The organism is Metabacillus halosaccharovorans (genome assembly GCF_002019635.1).
Taxonomy (GTDB): domain Bacteria; phylum Bacillota; class Bacilli; order Bacillales; family Bacillaceae; genus Metabacillus; species Metabacillus halosaccharovorans.
This window is the reverse complement of the sequence record NZ_KV917372.1, coordinates 1,537,872-1,552,949: the sequence shown is the minus strand read 5'-3', so window position 1 is coordinate 1,552,949 and position 15,078 is coordinate 1,537,872. Positions and strand designations below refer to the sequence as shown.

Here is a 15,078-nt window from a genome sequence, read left to right as displayed (position 1 = left end):
AAGTGGAAGGTGCATGTTAAGTAAAAGACGAATCAATTTTTGTCTTGAAAAAATGTTCAAGCGTGAATTCTTAAATAGAATTCACGCTTTTTTTTTAAAGAAATTAAATGCTGAATTGACTATTAAATGAAGACTATCATTTTTTGAATCCCTTTTTACGAAAATAAAGCATCAACCTCAACCTGGTGTCCATACATTGCAAATTCTTTAGGAGACATGGCCGTTAGTTTTTTGAACATACGAGAAAAATAAGAAGGGTCATAGTATCCGAGATAATCTGAAATAGCTACTATTGTCATATCGGTATTTAATAAGAGATTACATGCTTCAATAATTCTTAGTTGATGTATATATCTAATTGGAGATTGACCCATTAGTTCCTTAAAGATCGAGATTGTGTAACTTTGTGACCGATTAATTAATTTTGCGAGCTGCTCTATTTCAATATTTTTACGGTAATTTTCTAACAGGTAGTTCTCAATGATAGACGTGTATTTTACCTTACTAGGTGTGACAGTAGGGCTTTCTAGCTCTCGGGCAAACATACCAAGTAATTCCTGAAGTATTCCAGCACAAATATAAGATCGGAATTTTTTATCACCTCTACTATCCACAAATAACCTCTCAAAACGATGCTTAACATATTCAGGAGTTCTTGTTTTAATCTTATGGAATTTTTTCTCAATAGGAAATGGATTCGAATAATTAACAGTTTCATTTAGTTTAAACGCAACAGTGTATTTTTGATGCTCCCCAGATTCATGATTCTTTGCACCGCGTAAGGTTCCAGATGGAATAAAAACGAGATCTCCCTTTTCAGCAATAATCTGTTCTCCATATATTGAATAGTTGACTTTTCCTTTTACTACTAAAATAAAGACATTATAATCAATTTTTTCTGTTTGTGAATGCCAATTCGGAATTAAATTATCAAAAAAAACCCCTAATATGTTAATGATATGAAGCCCTCCTTACATGAATGGTTTCTATAATTTTACTATACATGATCTCTCTGATTAGAAATATAGAAAAAGAAAAAGGTTGTAAAAAATCATACATGAAATCGATAAATTGTACATGGACTATAAATCGGTATTACTCGTATACTTATTACCAATAAGGAGATTAAGCGTTTACAATGCATGTGATCTTTTCTGAAATCATAATAGTTTTGTAATGTTTAAAGGCGCCTTAGGAATTCGTAAAATAGACCATTTGAAGTAAGTTTAAAGACTGTAAACAAATATAAAGGTGGTGACAGGGGAAAATATTTTGTTCTTTAAAAGTAATCAAATACTTCAATTTGATTCTATCTAAACGCAAATATGGGAGGGTTAATATGTATAAAGTAGATCAAGTTTCATGGAAAGAAAGAATCAGTTATGGTTTAGCAGATACAGCTTCAAATTTAATTTTTGTGATGGTCTCAACTTATTTACTTTATTTCTATACAGATGTTTATGGTATAGGTGCAGGTGTTGTTGGTACCTTATTCTTGATTGTTAGATTTCTCGACGCAGGAACAGATTTACTTGCAGGCTATGTAATAGATCGTACAAGTACGAAATGGGGGAAATGTAGACCTTATTTTCTATGGTTAGCTCTTCCGTTTGCAGCAGTAGGTGTCTTAACGTTTTTAACTCCAGACCTCGATACACAAGGAAAGATCTTATTCGCGTATTCTAGTTACATCTTGTTAGGCCTTATTTATACATTTATTAACATTCCGTTATCAGCCATGCTACCAAGCATGTCAAATAATCCACAAGAGCGTCATGAAGTAACCTCTATCCGTATGATTTTCGGGCAGATTGGTGGTTTTATAGTTTCGGTTGCCACGTTACCTTTAGTTGCTTACCTTGGAAACGGTAATGATGCAAAGGGTTTCGCGTTAACAATGACAGTATTTGGTATCATATCAATTCCTATGTTTATTAATGCTTTCAAAAACACGAAAGAAAGAGAATACTACAATAGTAGTAAAAAGAGTGTACCTTTAAAAGATGGAATGAAAGCGTTTAATGTACCGTGGTTAATTATTTTTACTGCAAAACTTGCTTTCTTCTTCGTGTTTATTATTCGTAACCAAACAACCGTTTATTTCCTTAAATATAACTTTGGAAGAGAAGATATTGTACCTGTTGTCATGGCTTTAAATTATTTAACGATTGTATCCTTGCTGTTAATTCCGTTTGTTACTAAGAGACTTGGCGGTAAGAAAACCATGCAGTTTGGGATTGTCGTTGCAATTGTAGGATCTCTAATCATTTACTTCAGTTCAATTACACAATCCATACCATTATTGTTAATTGGTGTAGGGCTTGGCGGGTTAGGTTTAGGGTTCGTTCCGAGTCTATTATTTTCTCTAATTGCTGACACAATTGATTATGGTGAGTGGAAATCAGGTGTTCGTGCTACAGGACTTTTATACTCAGGTTCTACATTTGCAGCTAAGTTTGGAATGGGGATCGGAGGAGCTGCTGGAGCTTGGTTATTAGCAATGTATCATTATGACCCAGCTTTAACTCAACAATCTACTGAAACTCTGAAAGCGATTGAATTTAGCTTTATATGGTTTCCAGTTATCAGTTTTGCATTAGTTCTTATCCTTTTGCAGTTCTATAAACTTGATAAAATTCATGCACAAGTAGTAGAAGACTTGAAAAATAGAAATAAATCTAATAAAGACTTTGCAAAAGAGGCTTAATTATTTAGCGAAATATAATAACTCACACTCAACTAGAATAGGGAAAGAGGAGAAGAGAAATTATGAGAATTTTATTTTTAGATTTAGATTCAGTAAGTCCACGTCATCTAGGATGCTACGGTTATCATCGTAATACATCACCTAATATTGATAAAATTGCAGAAAAGGGTGTTCGTTTTAATAATTACTATACGTCAGATGCACCGTGTGCACCTTCCCGAACAGCATTGATGTCAGGTCAATTTGGCATTCGTAATGGGTTAGTCGGACATGGAGGAACAGCTGGAGATATGAAACTGGAAGGGGTTAATCGTGACTTATTTGGTCGATTATCTGTTGGAGGATCTCTTCCTTCATTCTTACAATTGGGAGCAGGCTTAAACACAACACTAATTAGTCCATTCCCTCAACGACATGCAACATATAATTTTTACGCTGGTTTTAACGAGATTATTAATACTGGTCAGTTTGGAATGGAATCAGCTGAGCAAGTTTCTCCAGTTGTAACGGATTGGCTAGATAGAAATGCAGAGAAAGATGACTGGTTACTTTACGTAAATTACTGGGATGCTCATACTCCATATCGTGTACCAGAGAGTTTTGGTAATCCATTTGCTGAAGAGCCACTACCAGAATGGGCAAATGAAGAAACATTAGAAAAGCACAAGCAAGCTGTGGGTCCTCATACAGTACATGAATTAGTTATCGATCATAACGGAAACACGTATACGAATGTAGAAAGTGAAAAATTCCCAAGAAGTCCTGGTGAAATCAAAAACATGGAAGATTTAAGATCGATGATAGATGGATATGACTGTGGTATTCGATACCTTGATGATCATGTCGGTAGATTGTTTGCCTTGTTAGAAGAAAAGGGAATTCTGGAGGACACGATTATCATCATTTCAGCAGATCATGGTGAGAATATGGGTCAATTAGGAATTTATGGAGAGCACGCTACAGCTGATGACGGAACTTGCCGCATTCCAATGATCATTTCTTGGCCTGAAATGCAACAAGGAATTGTTGATGATGGATTGCATTATCATTTAGATTTACCTGTTACACTAGCAGAAATGCTTGAGCTACCGGCTTCACCGGATTGGGATGGAACAAGTTATGCTTCTGTATTAAAAGAAGGAAAAGAATGTGGACGTGACTACCTAGTTGTGTCTCAGTGTGCTCATGGTGCTCAACGCAGTGTACGTTTTGGCGATTGGTTATATATGAGAACATACCATGATGGATATCACTTATTTGATAAAGAAATGCTATTTAATCTTAAAGAGGATCCAAGAGAAGAAAACAATGTTGCAGAACAAAACAAAAATATTTGTATGGAAGCAACATACTACTTACATGATTGGCATGATGAAATGATGCTTAAATCTGGTGATGACGTTGATCCTCTATGGACTGTGATGAAAGAAGGCGGTCCATACCATGCGAAGGGATTTCTTAAAAATTATGGAGAAAGACTTGTTCAAACTGGGAGAGAACATCAGTTTAGTGAATTAAAACGAAGACATTCTGGTGAATTTCCAGAGGAAGTTGATGAAGCTAGAATTGCGTTTACTAGAAAGATGATGCATAACTTATTTTAAACATGAAAAGCGATCAATATACCTTAGTTTAGTATTTTACTAGACTAAGGTATAATTTGTTTAAGATAAAATAATGAATGATTAGTGATCGTAATGAATTTATTTTTTTGAATTAGGAAGGAGGAATAGTAGTGGAAAAGGTACAAAAAACTTGTTGTAGCGCCAGTCGAAATCAAATAGAAGAACAGGTGAAAAGCGACAATACTAATATTAAAGAAGAAGGGATTGATACATCGCACTTTGTGTATTTAGAAGGTGGAGAATTCCTAATGGGAACTGAAACAAAAGAAGGTTTTCCAAGTGACGGAGAGGGTCCTGTTCGTAAAATTAAATTAAATGGATTCCATATTTCTCCGTATACTGTTACAAATAAAGATTTTAAACATTTTGTTGATGCTACAGGGTACAAAACAGAGGCAGAGGTTTTTGGATGGTCATTTGTTTTTCATTTACTTGCTTCTAAAAAAACTAGAGAAAGTATTCGTCATATCCCAAATGGGTTACCTTGGTGGCTTCCGGTTGAAGGCGCTTACTGGAAAAAACCTGAAGGGCCGGATTCTAATATAAACGATCGAATGAATCATCCTGTTACACATGTTTCATGGAATGATGCAAATGCTTATTGTAAATGGTCTGGTACAAGACTTCCAACCGAAGCTGAATGGGAATATGCTGCACGAGGTGGTTTAGTTCAAAAAACATATCCTTGGGGAGATGTACTAGAGCCGGATGGGAAATATATCTGTAACATTTGGCAAGGTACATTTCCAAAGGTGAATACTGCTAGTGATGGATATATTGGAACAGCACCAGTGGACACATATGAGCCCAATAGATATGGTTTATACAATATGTCAGGAAATGTGTGGGAATGGTGTAGTGATTGGTTTACGCCAAAATATCATACTAAAACTAGCAATGAGAATCCTAGGTTTACGATGCCAACTGGTAAACGTTCTATGCGAGGGGGATCTTTCCTATGTCATATTTCTTATTGCAATAGATATCGATTAGCTGCACGTAGTTCCAATACACCTGATAGTTCTACTAGTAACTGTGGGTTTCGTGTTGTGTTGAGCTAGATTCGTAAAGTGTCTAACGATTATTTTTAAACTCAATTACAAAAAGAATTTATCAACCTATGATGTAAAAGATTGATAGATTCTTTTTGGAGCTTATCTTGCGGTATAATTTAAGAAGATTTCATAAGAAATCGCAATTTCGTATATGGCATATTAGTAATATTAAGGGGTTAGGCGCTACAATATCTTGTTTAAAAAATAAAATGGGAGAAAAATGTTTATGTCGAAACTTGTTTTCAAATAACCCTTGAATCTGTAAACGCTTACAATTATAATGATAATAGGTTGGACGGCATGCGTGGCTGTCAAAGTATCTAGCGTAGGTGGGGCTGGTACTAGGAAGGGATTTCGAGGAGTTTATAAATTTTTCTATGTTACTTTTTAAAATTTATTTTATATTTTTATCATTAACTATAAAAGAATAATAGAGTTAAATAAGGAGGGATACTTAATGTGTAGAGAAAACAAATTAACATTCTCCGACTTTGTTATTAAAGATCGGTTTGAATTAAACTCTTATCTTTCATATTTATTCCATCAAGTTAAAAATAATGCGGATCAGTCTAAAGATAAAAAGGTAAAACATTAAATCAATAAAGTAAAGAGAAGGGATAAATAGTAATGATTAAGAAAATAGTAAGGCGACCTTGTTATTCGTTTTGGATGAATAAGGTCGCCTATTGTTTGTTATAAAACCTTTGTATTTGACCCAATAGTATATACTTCCTGTTCATTAATGCTTTAAACATTGGCATTCAGCGGGCATTCGGAAAGCATTCTCTTCCAAGTCTAATTTTGGGGTTCCCTCTTTTTTGTAGACAATTAAACAGACTCAGTATTATTCTGTTTATACTTTTTCGGTGTCACACCAACATATTTCTTAAACACCTTAGTAAAATAACTTTGATCATGAAAGTTTAATATAGTCGAAATCTTCAATAACGAATAGTCAGTAAATGTTATCAATGATTTGGCCTCATCAACTTTTGTTCGGTGGATATATTCAGCGATAGAAATACCTACTTCTTTTTTGAAAAGAGCTGATAAATAATTAGGATGCATCTCTATAAGGTTAGCCAAGATTGTTAGGGTTAAATCTTCGTATAGGTGTGTGTAAATATAATTTATGCACATATTAATGGGTTTTGAGAATCTTTGTTGTTTGTGTTTTCGTACACGATCTGCAAAATCACTTAATGCTTGTTCCATAAACAGATCTACTGATTTCATATTTGTTAAATCCTCAAGGTTTTGAATATATAAGTCGCTGAGTGTATAGGCAATTTCATGATGTAGCCCGCCCTCCATAGCAGCTCGTGTTGCCAGCGTAATAGCGGAAATTGCTAGGTTTTTACTGCTGCGTAACTGACTTTTCCTCGATAATACGCCCAACTCTCCTTTATCAGGGCTTAGTTTGAATACTTTTAGAAATTCATCCTTTCTACCCTCTTTAATGTATTGAAATAGCCTTTTTTCATAGATGAAATCATGATGAAAGGACACATTTTCGCGTTTTTGTGAAATGGTTGTAAAAGGATCCTCGATTTGTACGATGTGCTCACCCGCTTCAATATTTTTTAACATGATATTGGCAGGATCCAATGTTTTTTGGTAGAGCATATAATACAACTGCATACTGATGTTGATAAACTTTAAATTGGATGTTCGGGGCAGTAATTCATAATAATGGACGAGTTTTTCACCGAGTTCTTTTTGAACAGGCATGTCATTTACCAAAGAAGCCAATCTTTCATTTGAAAGCTCAGAAGGGAGAGTTGGGCCGACAATAATCATCCCTTTATATTGATCAAGATTACGCACTTGAATGATGAAATAATGTTCATAATATTCCGATTTGACCAATAGTGGGAATGGACAGTGTTCGTAATTTAATTGGAATTGTTTTAGAAGATCTTGTGTAGATGTGTGAAAAGGATTTTTAATATTTTGAGAAGCAAACTCAAACTCTAAATGATTATGTTCATTTAGAAAAATAACCGGAATATGAAAAGATTCATATATCAATTTGCAAATGTAATTTACATCTTGAAGCTTCATAAGCTGACCCCTCATTTAATTAATATCTAAAATCATATCATATAGATGAATAAATGTTAAAAAAGAGCTAAAAAAATTAATATATTACCAAAATTGGCATTAGTGATTGTATATAATAGTCATATAGTTTATTAGAAAGCGTTTTCTACCTTGATACTTATGGAGGGATTATGTTGACAAAAGATATTAAAACACTTATTTCACAAATGACATTAGAAGAAAAAGCTGGTCTTTGTTCTGGAAATGACTTTTGGAATTTAAAAGGTATTGAAAGACTAGGAATTCCATCTATCATGGTTACAGACGGTCCACACGGATTACGTAAACAAAAAATGGGTGCTGACCATTTAGGGTTATTTGATAGTGTACCTGCTACTTGTTTTCCATCTGCAGCAGGAATGGCGAGCTCATGGGATCGCAATTTAATTCAAAAAGTTGGAGTAGCTTTAGGTGAAGAATGTCAGGCAGAGGATGTTGCGGTTCTACTTGGACCAGGTGCTAATATTAAACGTTCCCCTTTATGTGGACGTAACTTTGAGTATTTCTCAGAAGATCCATATCTATCATCAGAAATGGCAGCTAATCATATTAAAGGTGTGCAAAGCCAAGGTGTTGGAACGTCCTTAAAACACTTTGCAGCGAATAACCAGGAGCACCGCAGAATGTCAACAGATGCAATTGTTGATATAAGAACGTTCCGCGAGATCTATCTGGCTAGTTTTGAGGGTGCAGTAAAACAATCACAACCATGGACCGTTATGTGTTCTTACAATAAAGTAAATGGAGAATTTGCTTCTGAAAACAACTATCTGTTAAACGACATCTTAAAAGAAGAATGGGGCTTTGAAGGCTTTGTTGTTTCTGATTGGGGAGCAGTAAATGAACGTGATGTAGCTCTTGCAAATGGTCTTGAACTTGAAATGCCGGCTTCAAAAGGAATCGGTGAGAATAAAGTTATCGAAGCGGTTCAAAATGGTACATTATCGGTAGAAAAACTGGACGCAGCTGTAGAACGTATTGTGCGAATTATTTTTAAAGCTGTTGAAGAAAAGAAAGAAAATGCTACATATGATCAAGAAGCACACCATCAGCTTGCAAGAGAAACAGCTAGAGAAAGTATGGTTCTGTTAAAGAATGAAAATAACATCCTCCCCCTAAAAAAAGAAGGCAGTTTTGCTGTAATTGGTGAATTTGCTAAAGCTCCAAGATACCAAGGTGGCGGAAGTTCTCATATTATACCAACAAAGCTTGAAAATATTGTGGAGGAAATCGAAAAGTCTGCTGGATCAGAAGCAAATGTAACGTATGCTCAAGGATACTATCGTGACCAAGATACAATCGATGAAGCATTAATTGAAGAAGCAAAAGAAGTAGCTTCACAAGCTGATACTGTTATCTTGTTTGCCGGTTTACCGGATCGTTATGAATCTGAAGGGTATGATCGTGTACACCTGCACATCCCAGAAAACCAAAAGCGTTTAATAGAAACGGTTGCTGAAGTGAACCCAAATATCGTTGTTGTTCTAAGTAATGGTGCACCAATTGAAATGCCTTGGTTAGACAAAGTAAAAGGGTTACTTGAGGGGTATCTTGGAGGTCAAGCTCTTGGCGGAGCGATTGCAGACATATTATTCGGTGATGCAAATCCAAGCGGAAAACTTGCAGAAACATTCCCTAACCAATTAAGTGACAATCCTTCTTACTTGTTCTTCCCGGGTGAAGGAGACAAAGTAGAGTACCGTGAAGGAATTTTCGTCGGCTATCGCTATTATGATACAAAAAATGTGGAACCATTATTCCCATTTGGCTATGGCTTAAGTTATACATCGTTTGAATACAGCAATCTGCGTGTAAGTGCCAATAAAATCAATGATACAGAAACACTTAGTGTGACTGTTGATGTGAAAAATACAGGAGCTGTTACAGGAAAAGAAGTTGTTCAGCTTTATGTTAAAGATGTGGAAAGCAGTGTAAGCAGACCTCAGAAGGAATTAAAAGGTTTTGAAAAAGTTGAACTTCAACCGGGTGAAGTTAAAGAAATTACCTTTACTTTAGATAAACGTTCATTTGCATACTATCATACAGAAATAAAAGATTGGCATGTAGAAAGTGGAGAATTCGAATTATTAGTAGGGAAAAGCTCAAAAGAAGTTGTTCTAACAGAAAAAGTGACAGTTGAATCGACGACAGAAATTCCATTAGTAGTTCATCGTAATACAACAGTTGGTGACTTACTTGCAAATCCTAAAGTAGCACCACTAGCTAAAGAATTATTAGGAAAAGCACAGGAAGGAAGCCCATTCGCTGCAGCATCTGAGGATGAAGGTGAATTCTCAGATATGATGGAAGCAATGATGAAATATATGCCATTACGAGCTTTATCTAATTTTAGTGATGGGAACTTAACGGAAGAAAAACTGCAAGAAATGATTCAACAATTAAATGATGTACAAAAAAATACAGTTGTGAATTAATTTAAGGTGGATTGGCTCATTTCATATGAGTCAATCCATTATTTGATTTCCGGGAAGTTGAACAATTGACTTTTTACCAATGCAAAAGCTTCATCTTTTATTAAAAAGGTGGAGCTTTTTTGTATCAATAACCAACTTCTCGGGTGTGTTTAATTACGTATAACCTTCTGTTATAACCTATGCATTTGTTGCAATTTACCATCGTCATCTTTCGTGATACCGTAATAGTAGATCAATTGAAATTAAGAAAGTAAATCATTCACTTTGTTAAATAATGATGAAGGAGGGATATTTATGAAGGAAGAATGGGAAAAAGTTTTTCAACTTTTTTGGTCTTTTTTCAAAATAGGGCCTGTAACATTTGGTGGCGGTTATGCAATGATTCCTTTAATAGAAAAAGAAGTGGTTCATAAAAAACATTGGGTCAAAAGTGAGGACTTAACAGATGTTTTTGCTATTGCAGGGACAATACCGGGTGCAATAGCAGTAAACGCTGCTACCTTTATCGGACACCGAATTGCCGGCATAAGGGGAGCAGTTGCGGCGACATTAGGAACTTTACTTCCAACCTTTATAATTGTGCTTGTCCTTTGTGGAGTACTTTCAACCTTTCAGAATAATCCATATGTGGAATCAGCATTTTTTGGAATTCGAGCTGCAACTGTTGCTTTAATTGTATATGCCGGGATAAAAATAGCGAAGACATCAGTTTTGGATAAGGCCACATTTACTCTGGCAGTTACTATGATAGTGGCAATGTTGATGTTTCACTGGCATCCAATTTTCGTTATCTTTTTAGGAGCTTTTTTAGGGATTTTCATTGTCAGGATTAAAGAAAAATTAGGTATGCTAGTAAAGTTTGAAAAAGATGAAGAGATTGAGAATAACGAAGAGATTGAGAATAACGAAGAATCGTTAAAGCAACAGGTAGGAATGTAGGAGGTAGTAGTATGCTGTTACAGTTATTTATTCTGTTTTTTATGATTGGGACTGTATCATTTGGTGGCGGATATGCAATGCTTCCCGTGATAGAAAGAGAGGTTACGGGAAAGGGATGGATCACGACAACTGATTTTACAGATGCAATTGCCTTGGCAGGTATGACACCGGGATCAATTGCTTCTAATAGTGCAACGATCGTAGGGTATAAGGTTGCTGGAATTCCAGGTGCCATTATCTCCTCTATTGCAATGAGTTTGCCATCTTTAATTCTAATTCTAGTCATTGCTTTATTTTTCTATAAATTACATTCAAATAAACTTGTGAAATCTGCTTTTTATGGTTTGCGCCCAATAGTGACGAGTCTTATTATGTATGCGGCGATTAAGTTAGCTCTTTCAAATGGTGTGATCTCGACCTCAATTTCATGGGATATGGTAAGTCTCTTACTCATTTTCGGTATCTCTTTAATTTCTCTATTATATTTCCGAGTTCACCCGGTGATCGTGATTTTGTGTGCTGGTGTTATTGGTACGATTATTCATTAAGTTTAGAAAGGGGTAATTAGATTTTTAAATAAAGAAAGCTCAATTCCTTTTTTCTGAGGAATTAAGCTTAATTGTTTCGTGAAAATTAAACATGATCTTTCTAGTGGTGCTTGTCCTGAATAAACTGAACAAACTTTGTAACTCCATCTCTATTGAATCTCTGCGGCTTTTTAACTAGCCATAATCTGCGATTAATATGTACACCTTCAATCTTCATTTCTTGTAAAACCCCTTGCTCCAATTCCCTTGTAACGGTTAATCTTGGTAAAATACTTATTCCCAAACCTGCCTCAACTGCACTCTTAATTGCCTGTGTACTTCCGATTTCCATGTAACTTTCTATTTTGTTTAAAATCCCGTGTTCTTTTAGTGCGTTTTCAACAATGAGTCGAGTGCCTGAAAGTGACTCACGCCAAATCATTCGTTCGTGAGCTAATTCTTCTATACTAATTTCTGATCTTTCCTTCCAAGGATGGTCTGTTGGGAAAACGAGAATTAATTCATCATCTGCAAATTTCTCTACTATAAAGCTTTTATCCTCTACAATTCCTTCTACTAATGCAATATCAATCACATCATTAGATAAGTCTTCTAATACACTTGGCGTATTTCTTATTGTTAACGATACTTTTATATCAGGTGTTTGTTTTTTAAAACGACCAAGCAAGCTTGGCAATAAATACTCACCAATTGTTAATGATGCCCCAACTCTAAGGCTTGAATTGTATTCTCCTGTTGCCTGTAGAATCACTTCTTTAGATCGATTAAAATCGTCTACTATCGCTTTGGCAAATGGATAAAGCATTTTTCCGGTTGTGGTAACAGTTAATTTGCCTTCAGTCCGATCAAATAGTAAGGTGCCATAGAAGTTCTCCAATTGGCGAATTTGTCTTGTAACAGCAGGTTGTGAAACATAGCTTAGTCTGGCTGCTTGACTAATACTACCTTCATCAACTACTAAACAAAACATCTTAAGGTTTTCTATGTTCAAGAAACTCCCTCCTAGTCCCAATTAGAAAATATTTGTTAATTCTATAATACCTCAGGTGGTGAATTAAGAAAATTGACTTAACTATAACAATCCGTTATATGCTATGCATTTGTTGCAATATGCCTGCTCGTAAAAGCATGATATCGTAGAGATAATAACAAAACATAAATGTATTGATTAATAGTCCAATTAATAATACTTGAAAAAATAGTAATAGAAACTTGAAAGGAGAAAAGTATGAAGGATGAAACAAAAAAATTATTTCAGCTCTTTTGGACGTTCTTAAAAATTGGTCCGGTCACCTTTGGCGGTGGTTATGCCATGATCCCACTTATCGAAAGAGAAGTTGTAGATAAGAAGAAATGGGTCAGTCATGAAGATGTTGCAGATGTATTTGCCATTGCGGAATCAATTCCGGGTGCAATTGCGATAAATTCATCTACATTTATCGGGTATCGAATAGGAGGGATAAAAGGAGCGATTGCCGCATTACTTGGCGTTTTTTTACCTACCTTTCTAATCGTTGTCATGCTAAGCATTGTATTTTTACAAGTTCAGAATAACCCGAAAATTGAAGCGGCATTTCAGGCGATTCGAGCTTCCATTGTTGCTTTAATTGTATATGCAGGTTATATGATCGGTAAAACGGCAATCATAGATAAAACTACTTTTGTTCTATCGTTTGGTTCAATGGCTGTTCTGTTTTTCTTTCATTTACATCCCGTTTTAATTATTTTCTCAGGTATTATTCTCGGTATCGTTCTTGTTAACATAAAACGGAAGTTAGGTTATTCACTTGATGGGAAAAAAGAAAAAAGCTCACCGAAAACACAGCAACTAGAATGGTTTATGGGGGATGGAATTTAAGATGATACTGTTAGAACTATTCTGGTCATTTTTATTAATTGGTTTTGTTTCGTTTGGTGGAGGATATGCCATGATCCCTGTCATCGAGTTGGAGGTAATAAATAAGGGCTGGATGACGACTCAACAGTTTACGGATGTTATTGCAATTGCAGGGATGTCACCAGGACCAATCGCAACAAACAGTGCTATTTTTGTAGGGTACCAGGTTCAAGGAATCACAGGTGCTATTGCAGCAGGGTTAGGCATGGTTATTCCGTCACTACTACTTGTTATTATCATTGCAACTTTCTTCTATAAAATTAGTAAAAATAAGCATGTTGAATCCGCTTTTTATGGTTTACGTCCAATTATTACAGGATTAATTGGCTATGCTGCCATTAAATTCGCTATAAGCAATAACTTAGTTGGATCACTCTCATGGCACTCAATTAGTTTATTACTTATTTTTGCATTATCACTTTTCTCATTAATAAAGCTTCGTATTCACCCTGCTTTAGTCATTGTTATGTCAGGAGTTGTAGGAGCTGCAATATATTCTTAAAGAAGAAGTTTAATCTTAGAATTAGACTTCTTCTTTATTTTGCTATTTTACTAAAGGTTATATTTTGTATAGGTCTAAATACATATTTATTGTTAATTGAAAAAGTTCTAAAAGAGTTTTAGTAACATAATTCATGATATTTGACTTATGCACGGCAGGTAAACCTTTAGCTAAAATAATTCTAGAGTGCTAGTGTAGTGAAAGGGAGGATCACTTACTTGAAAAATATAGACTACATAAGAGAAGAGATTAGAGAATTTTCCAAAGCAAATGAATTTCTTTCATATCGTGAAGTAGATGAATTACAAAATGTTTTATATGAAGACGAAACGATACTGAATATTACAACAGGTGGCATTGATCGTTACAAAGGTTTATTTTTGTTAACAGATGATCGTGCATTATTTATTTATCATAATGAAATCAATCAACCAAAAGTGTTAGAAGTACCTTATGAGAAATTAGAATATATTCATATGAAACAAGGAAATTATTATGTTTCGATGGAATTGTTTTTTGCTGGAACGAAAATTGAAATTTCTGATTTACCGCCCGATGATGCAGACTCCTTTAAACAGGATTTAACATTTCAAGTTGATTTTTATGACAAAATGAAGAAAAATGGAGTTCCTCAAAAAAAAAAGTTCGGCCTTCTGCGTGTGCTCTTATTTATTGGGATTGCCGTGCTTACAGGTTATTTAGTCGGTCCACAATTTCATGTTGTCGAGGTGTATGATGAAGTACTGACAGATGCTTTGCCTATAGAGGAAGCAGAAGAATCATATCAATTGGAATTCACTGAGATGGAGATTAACAAGGATGAGTATGAAACAACAGTACGTGGTATCATTAAAAATTTATCAGATAAGGAATATCGATATATTAGCGTTGATATACAGTTTTATGATAAAAAGGGCTCGATTGTAGATAGTCAAATTCAATCGATTTACGATTTAAAACCAGGTAAGTCGTGGAATTTAGATAGTTATACGATAAGTGAGTATGCTGATACTTTTGAGGTTGTTGGTGTGTATGCTGAAATGGCGGAGTAAGGATATGAAATGATTGTATATATAGTTAATATAAAAAAGTATTCGACAATTATGAGGCGGATACTTTTTTTGTACATAGTGTTTTGGTGTCAAAGCACAAGCGCCTAGTCCCTCAGGGATGAAGAGGTGCTTGTGCTTTTTAAATTGATTTACTTTTGTCATCATACATACAAGGAATATTTTCACATAATATGGAGAAATTATCATCATGAATC

At 34.9% G+C, this 15,078-nt stretch carries 13 protein-coding genes; 10 read left to right on the top strand and 3 right to left on the bottom strand.

Annotation, left to right across the window (positions count from 1 at the left end; genetic code table 11):
* Window positions 1-155: 155 nt before the first annotated feature.
* Window positions 156-893 carry an AraC family transcriptional regulator gene (locus tag BK577_RS26690; protein ID WP_281252646.1) on the bottom strand — a complete coding sequence of 246 codons (738 nt, stop codon included), beginning with the start codon at window positions 891-893 and terminating at the stop codon, window positions 156-158.
* A gap of 446 nt (window positions 894-1,339) precedes the next feature.
* On the opposite strand from BK577_RS26690, the gene BK577_RS21795 reads away from it, so the two are divergent.
* The 4 genes from BK577_RS21795 (at window position 1,340) to BK577_RS26190 (ending at window position 5,982) form a co-directional block, all read left to right on the top strand.
* Window positions 1,340-2,707, top strand: coding sequence for a glycoside-pentoside-hexuronide (GPH):cation symporter (locus BK577_RS21795; RefSeq protein WP_078434867.1), 1,368 nt, complete (start codon window positions 1,340-1,342; stop codon window positions 2,705-2,707).
* 62 nt (window positions 2,708-2,769) lie between these two features.
* Window positions 2,770-4,311 (top strand): sulfatase family protein, encoded by a 1,542-nt coding sequence (locus BK577_RS21790; protein WP_078434866.1) that lies wholly within the window; start codon window positions 2,770-2,772, stop codon window positions 4,309-4,311.
* A gap of 188 nt (window positions 4,312-4,499) precedes the next feature.
* Window positions 4,500-5,393 carry a formylglycine-generating enzyme family protein gene (locus BK577_RS21785; protein ID WP_483869350.1) on the top strand — a complete coding sequence of 298 codons (894 nt, stop codon included), beginning with the start codon at window positions 4,500-4,502 and terminating at the stop codon, window positions 5,391-5,393.
* A gap of 451 nt (window positions 5,394-5,844) precedes the next feature.
* A complete protein-coding gene (locus BK577_RS26190; protein WP_169908437.1) occupies window positions 5,845-5,982 on the top strand; it encodes a hypothetical protein in 138 nt (45 codons plus the stop codon).
* A 233-nt stretch (window positions 5,983-6,215) separates the two neighbouring features.
* Here the strand turns inward: BK577_RS26190 and BK577_RS21780 are convergent, their stop codons facing one another.
* Window positions 6,216-7,451 (bottom strand): helix-turn-helix domain-containing protein, encoded by a 1,236-nt coding sequence (locus BK577_RS21780; protein ID WP_169908435.1) that lies wholly within the window; start codon window positions 7,449-7,451, stop codon window positions 6,216-6,218.
* Between the two features lie 173 nt (window positions 7,452-7,624).
* Between BK577_RS21780 and BK577_RS21775 the strand changes: the two genes are divergently transcribed.
* The 3 genes from BK577_RS21775 to BK577_RS21765 all read left to right on the top strand — a co-directional run bounded on the left by BK577_RS21775 (window position 7,625) and on the right by BK577_RS21765 (window position 11,412).
* Window positions 7,625-9,925 carry a glycoside hydrolase family 3 C-terminal domain-containing protein gene (locus BK577_RS21775; protein ID WP_078434863.1) on the top strand — a complete coding sequence of 767 codons (2,301 nt, stop codon included), beginning with the start codon at window positions 7,625-7,627 and terminating at the stop codon, window positions 9,923-9,925.
* Between the two features lie 294 nt (window positions 9,926-10,219).
* On the top strand, window positions 10,220-10,864 hold the full coding sequence (locus tag BK577_RS21770; protein ID WP_078434862.1) for a chromate transporter: 645 nt from the start codon (window positions 10,220-10,222) through the stop codon (window positions 10,862-10,864).
* An 11-nt stretch (window positions 10,865-10,875) separates the two neighbouring features.
* Window positions 10,876-11,412, top strand: coding sequence for a chromate transporter (locus BK577_RS21765; protein ID WP_078434861.1), 537 nt, complete (start codon window positions 10,876-10,878; stop codon window positions 11,410-11,412).
* 100 nt (window positions 11,413-11,512) lie between these two features.
* On the opposite strand, the gene BK577_RS21760 is transcribed toward BK577_RS21765, so the two are convergent.
* The gene (locus BK577_RS21760) at window positions 11,513-12,403 is read right to left on the bottom strand and encodes a LysR family transcriptional regulator (protein ID WP_078434860.1); all 891 of its coding nucleotides are present in this window, start codon (window positions 12,401-12,403) and stop codon (window positions 11,513-11,515) included.
* Between the two features lie 237 nt (window positions 12,404-12,640).
* On the opposite strand from BK577_RS21760, the gene BK577_RS21755 reads away from it, so the two are divergent.
* From BK577_RS21755 to BK577_RS21745, 3 genes are all read left to right on the top strand, one after another.
* Window positions 12,641-13,270, top strand: a complete 630-nt coding sequence (locus tag BK577_RS21755) for a chromate transporter (protein ID WP_078434859.1) — start codon at window positions 12,641-12,643, stop codon at window positions 13,268-13,270.
* A gap of 1 nt (window position 13,271) precedes the next feature.
* Window positions 13,272-13,811 carry a chromate transporter gene (locus BK577_RS21750; RefSeq protein WP_078435359.1) on the top strand — a complete coding sequence of 180 codons (540 nt, stop codon included), beginning with the start codon at window positions 13,272-13,274 and terminating at the stop codon, window positions 13,809-13,811.
* Window positions 13,812-14,029: 218 nt separating this feature from the next.
* A complete protein-coding gene (locus BK577_RS21745; RefSeq protein WP_169908434.1) occupies window positions 14,030-14,863 on the top strand; it encodes an FxLYD domain-containing protein in 834 nt (277 codons plus the stop codon).
* Window positions 14,864-15,078: the final 215 nt, after the last annotated feature.

Bases quoted from the DNA above. Each gene is read 5' to 3' on its own strand.
- BK577_RS21795 (WP_078434867.1), top strand. From the start codon at position 1,340: ATGTATAAAGTAGATCAAGTTTCATGGAAAGAAAGAATCAGTTATGGT.
- BK577_RS21790 (WP_078434866.1), top strand. From the start codon at position 2,770: ATGAGAATTTTATTTTTAGATTTAGATTCAGTAAGTCCACGTCATCTA.
- BK577_RS21770 (WP_078434862.1), top strand. From the start codon at position 10,220: ATGAAGGAAGAATGGGAAAAAGTTTTTCAACTTTTTTGGTCTTTTTTC.
- BK577_RS21750 (WP_078435359.1), top strand. From the start codon at position 13,272: ATGATACTGTTAGAACTATTCTGGTCATTTTTATTAATTGGTTTTGTT.
- BK577_RS21780 (WP_169908435.1), bottom strand. From the start codon at position 7,451: ATGAAGCTTCAAGATGTAAATTACATTTGCAAATTGATATATGAATCT.
- BK577_RS26190 (WP_169908437.1), top strand. From the start codon at position 5,845: ATGTGTAGAGAAAACAAATTAACATTCTCCGACTTTGTTATTAAAGAT.
- BK577_RS21765 (WP_078434861.1), top strand. From the start codon at position 10,876: ATGCTGTTACAGTTATTTATTCTGTTTTTTATGATTGGGACTGTATCA.
- BK577_RS21755 (WP_078434859.1), top strand. From the start codon at position 12,641: ATGAAGGATGAAACAAAAAAATTATTTCAGCTCTTTTGGACGTTCTTA.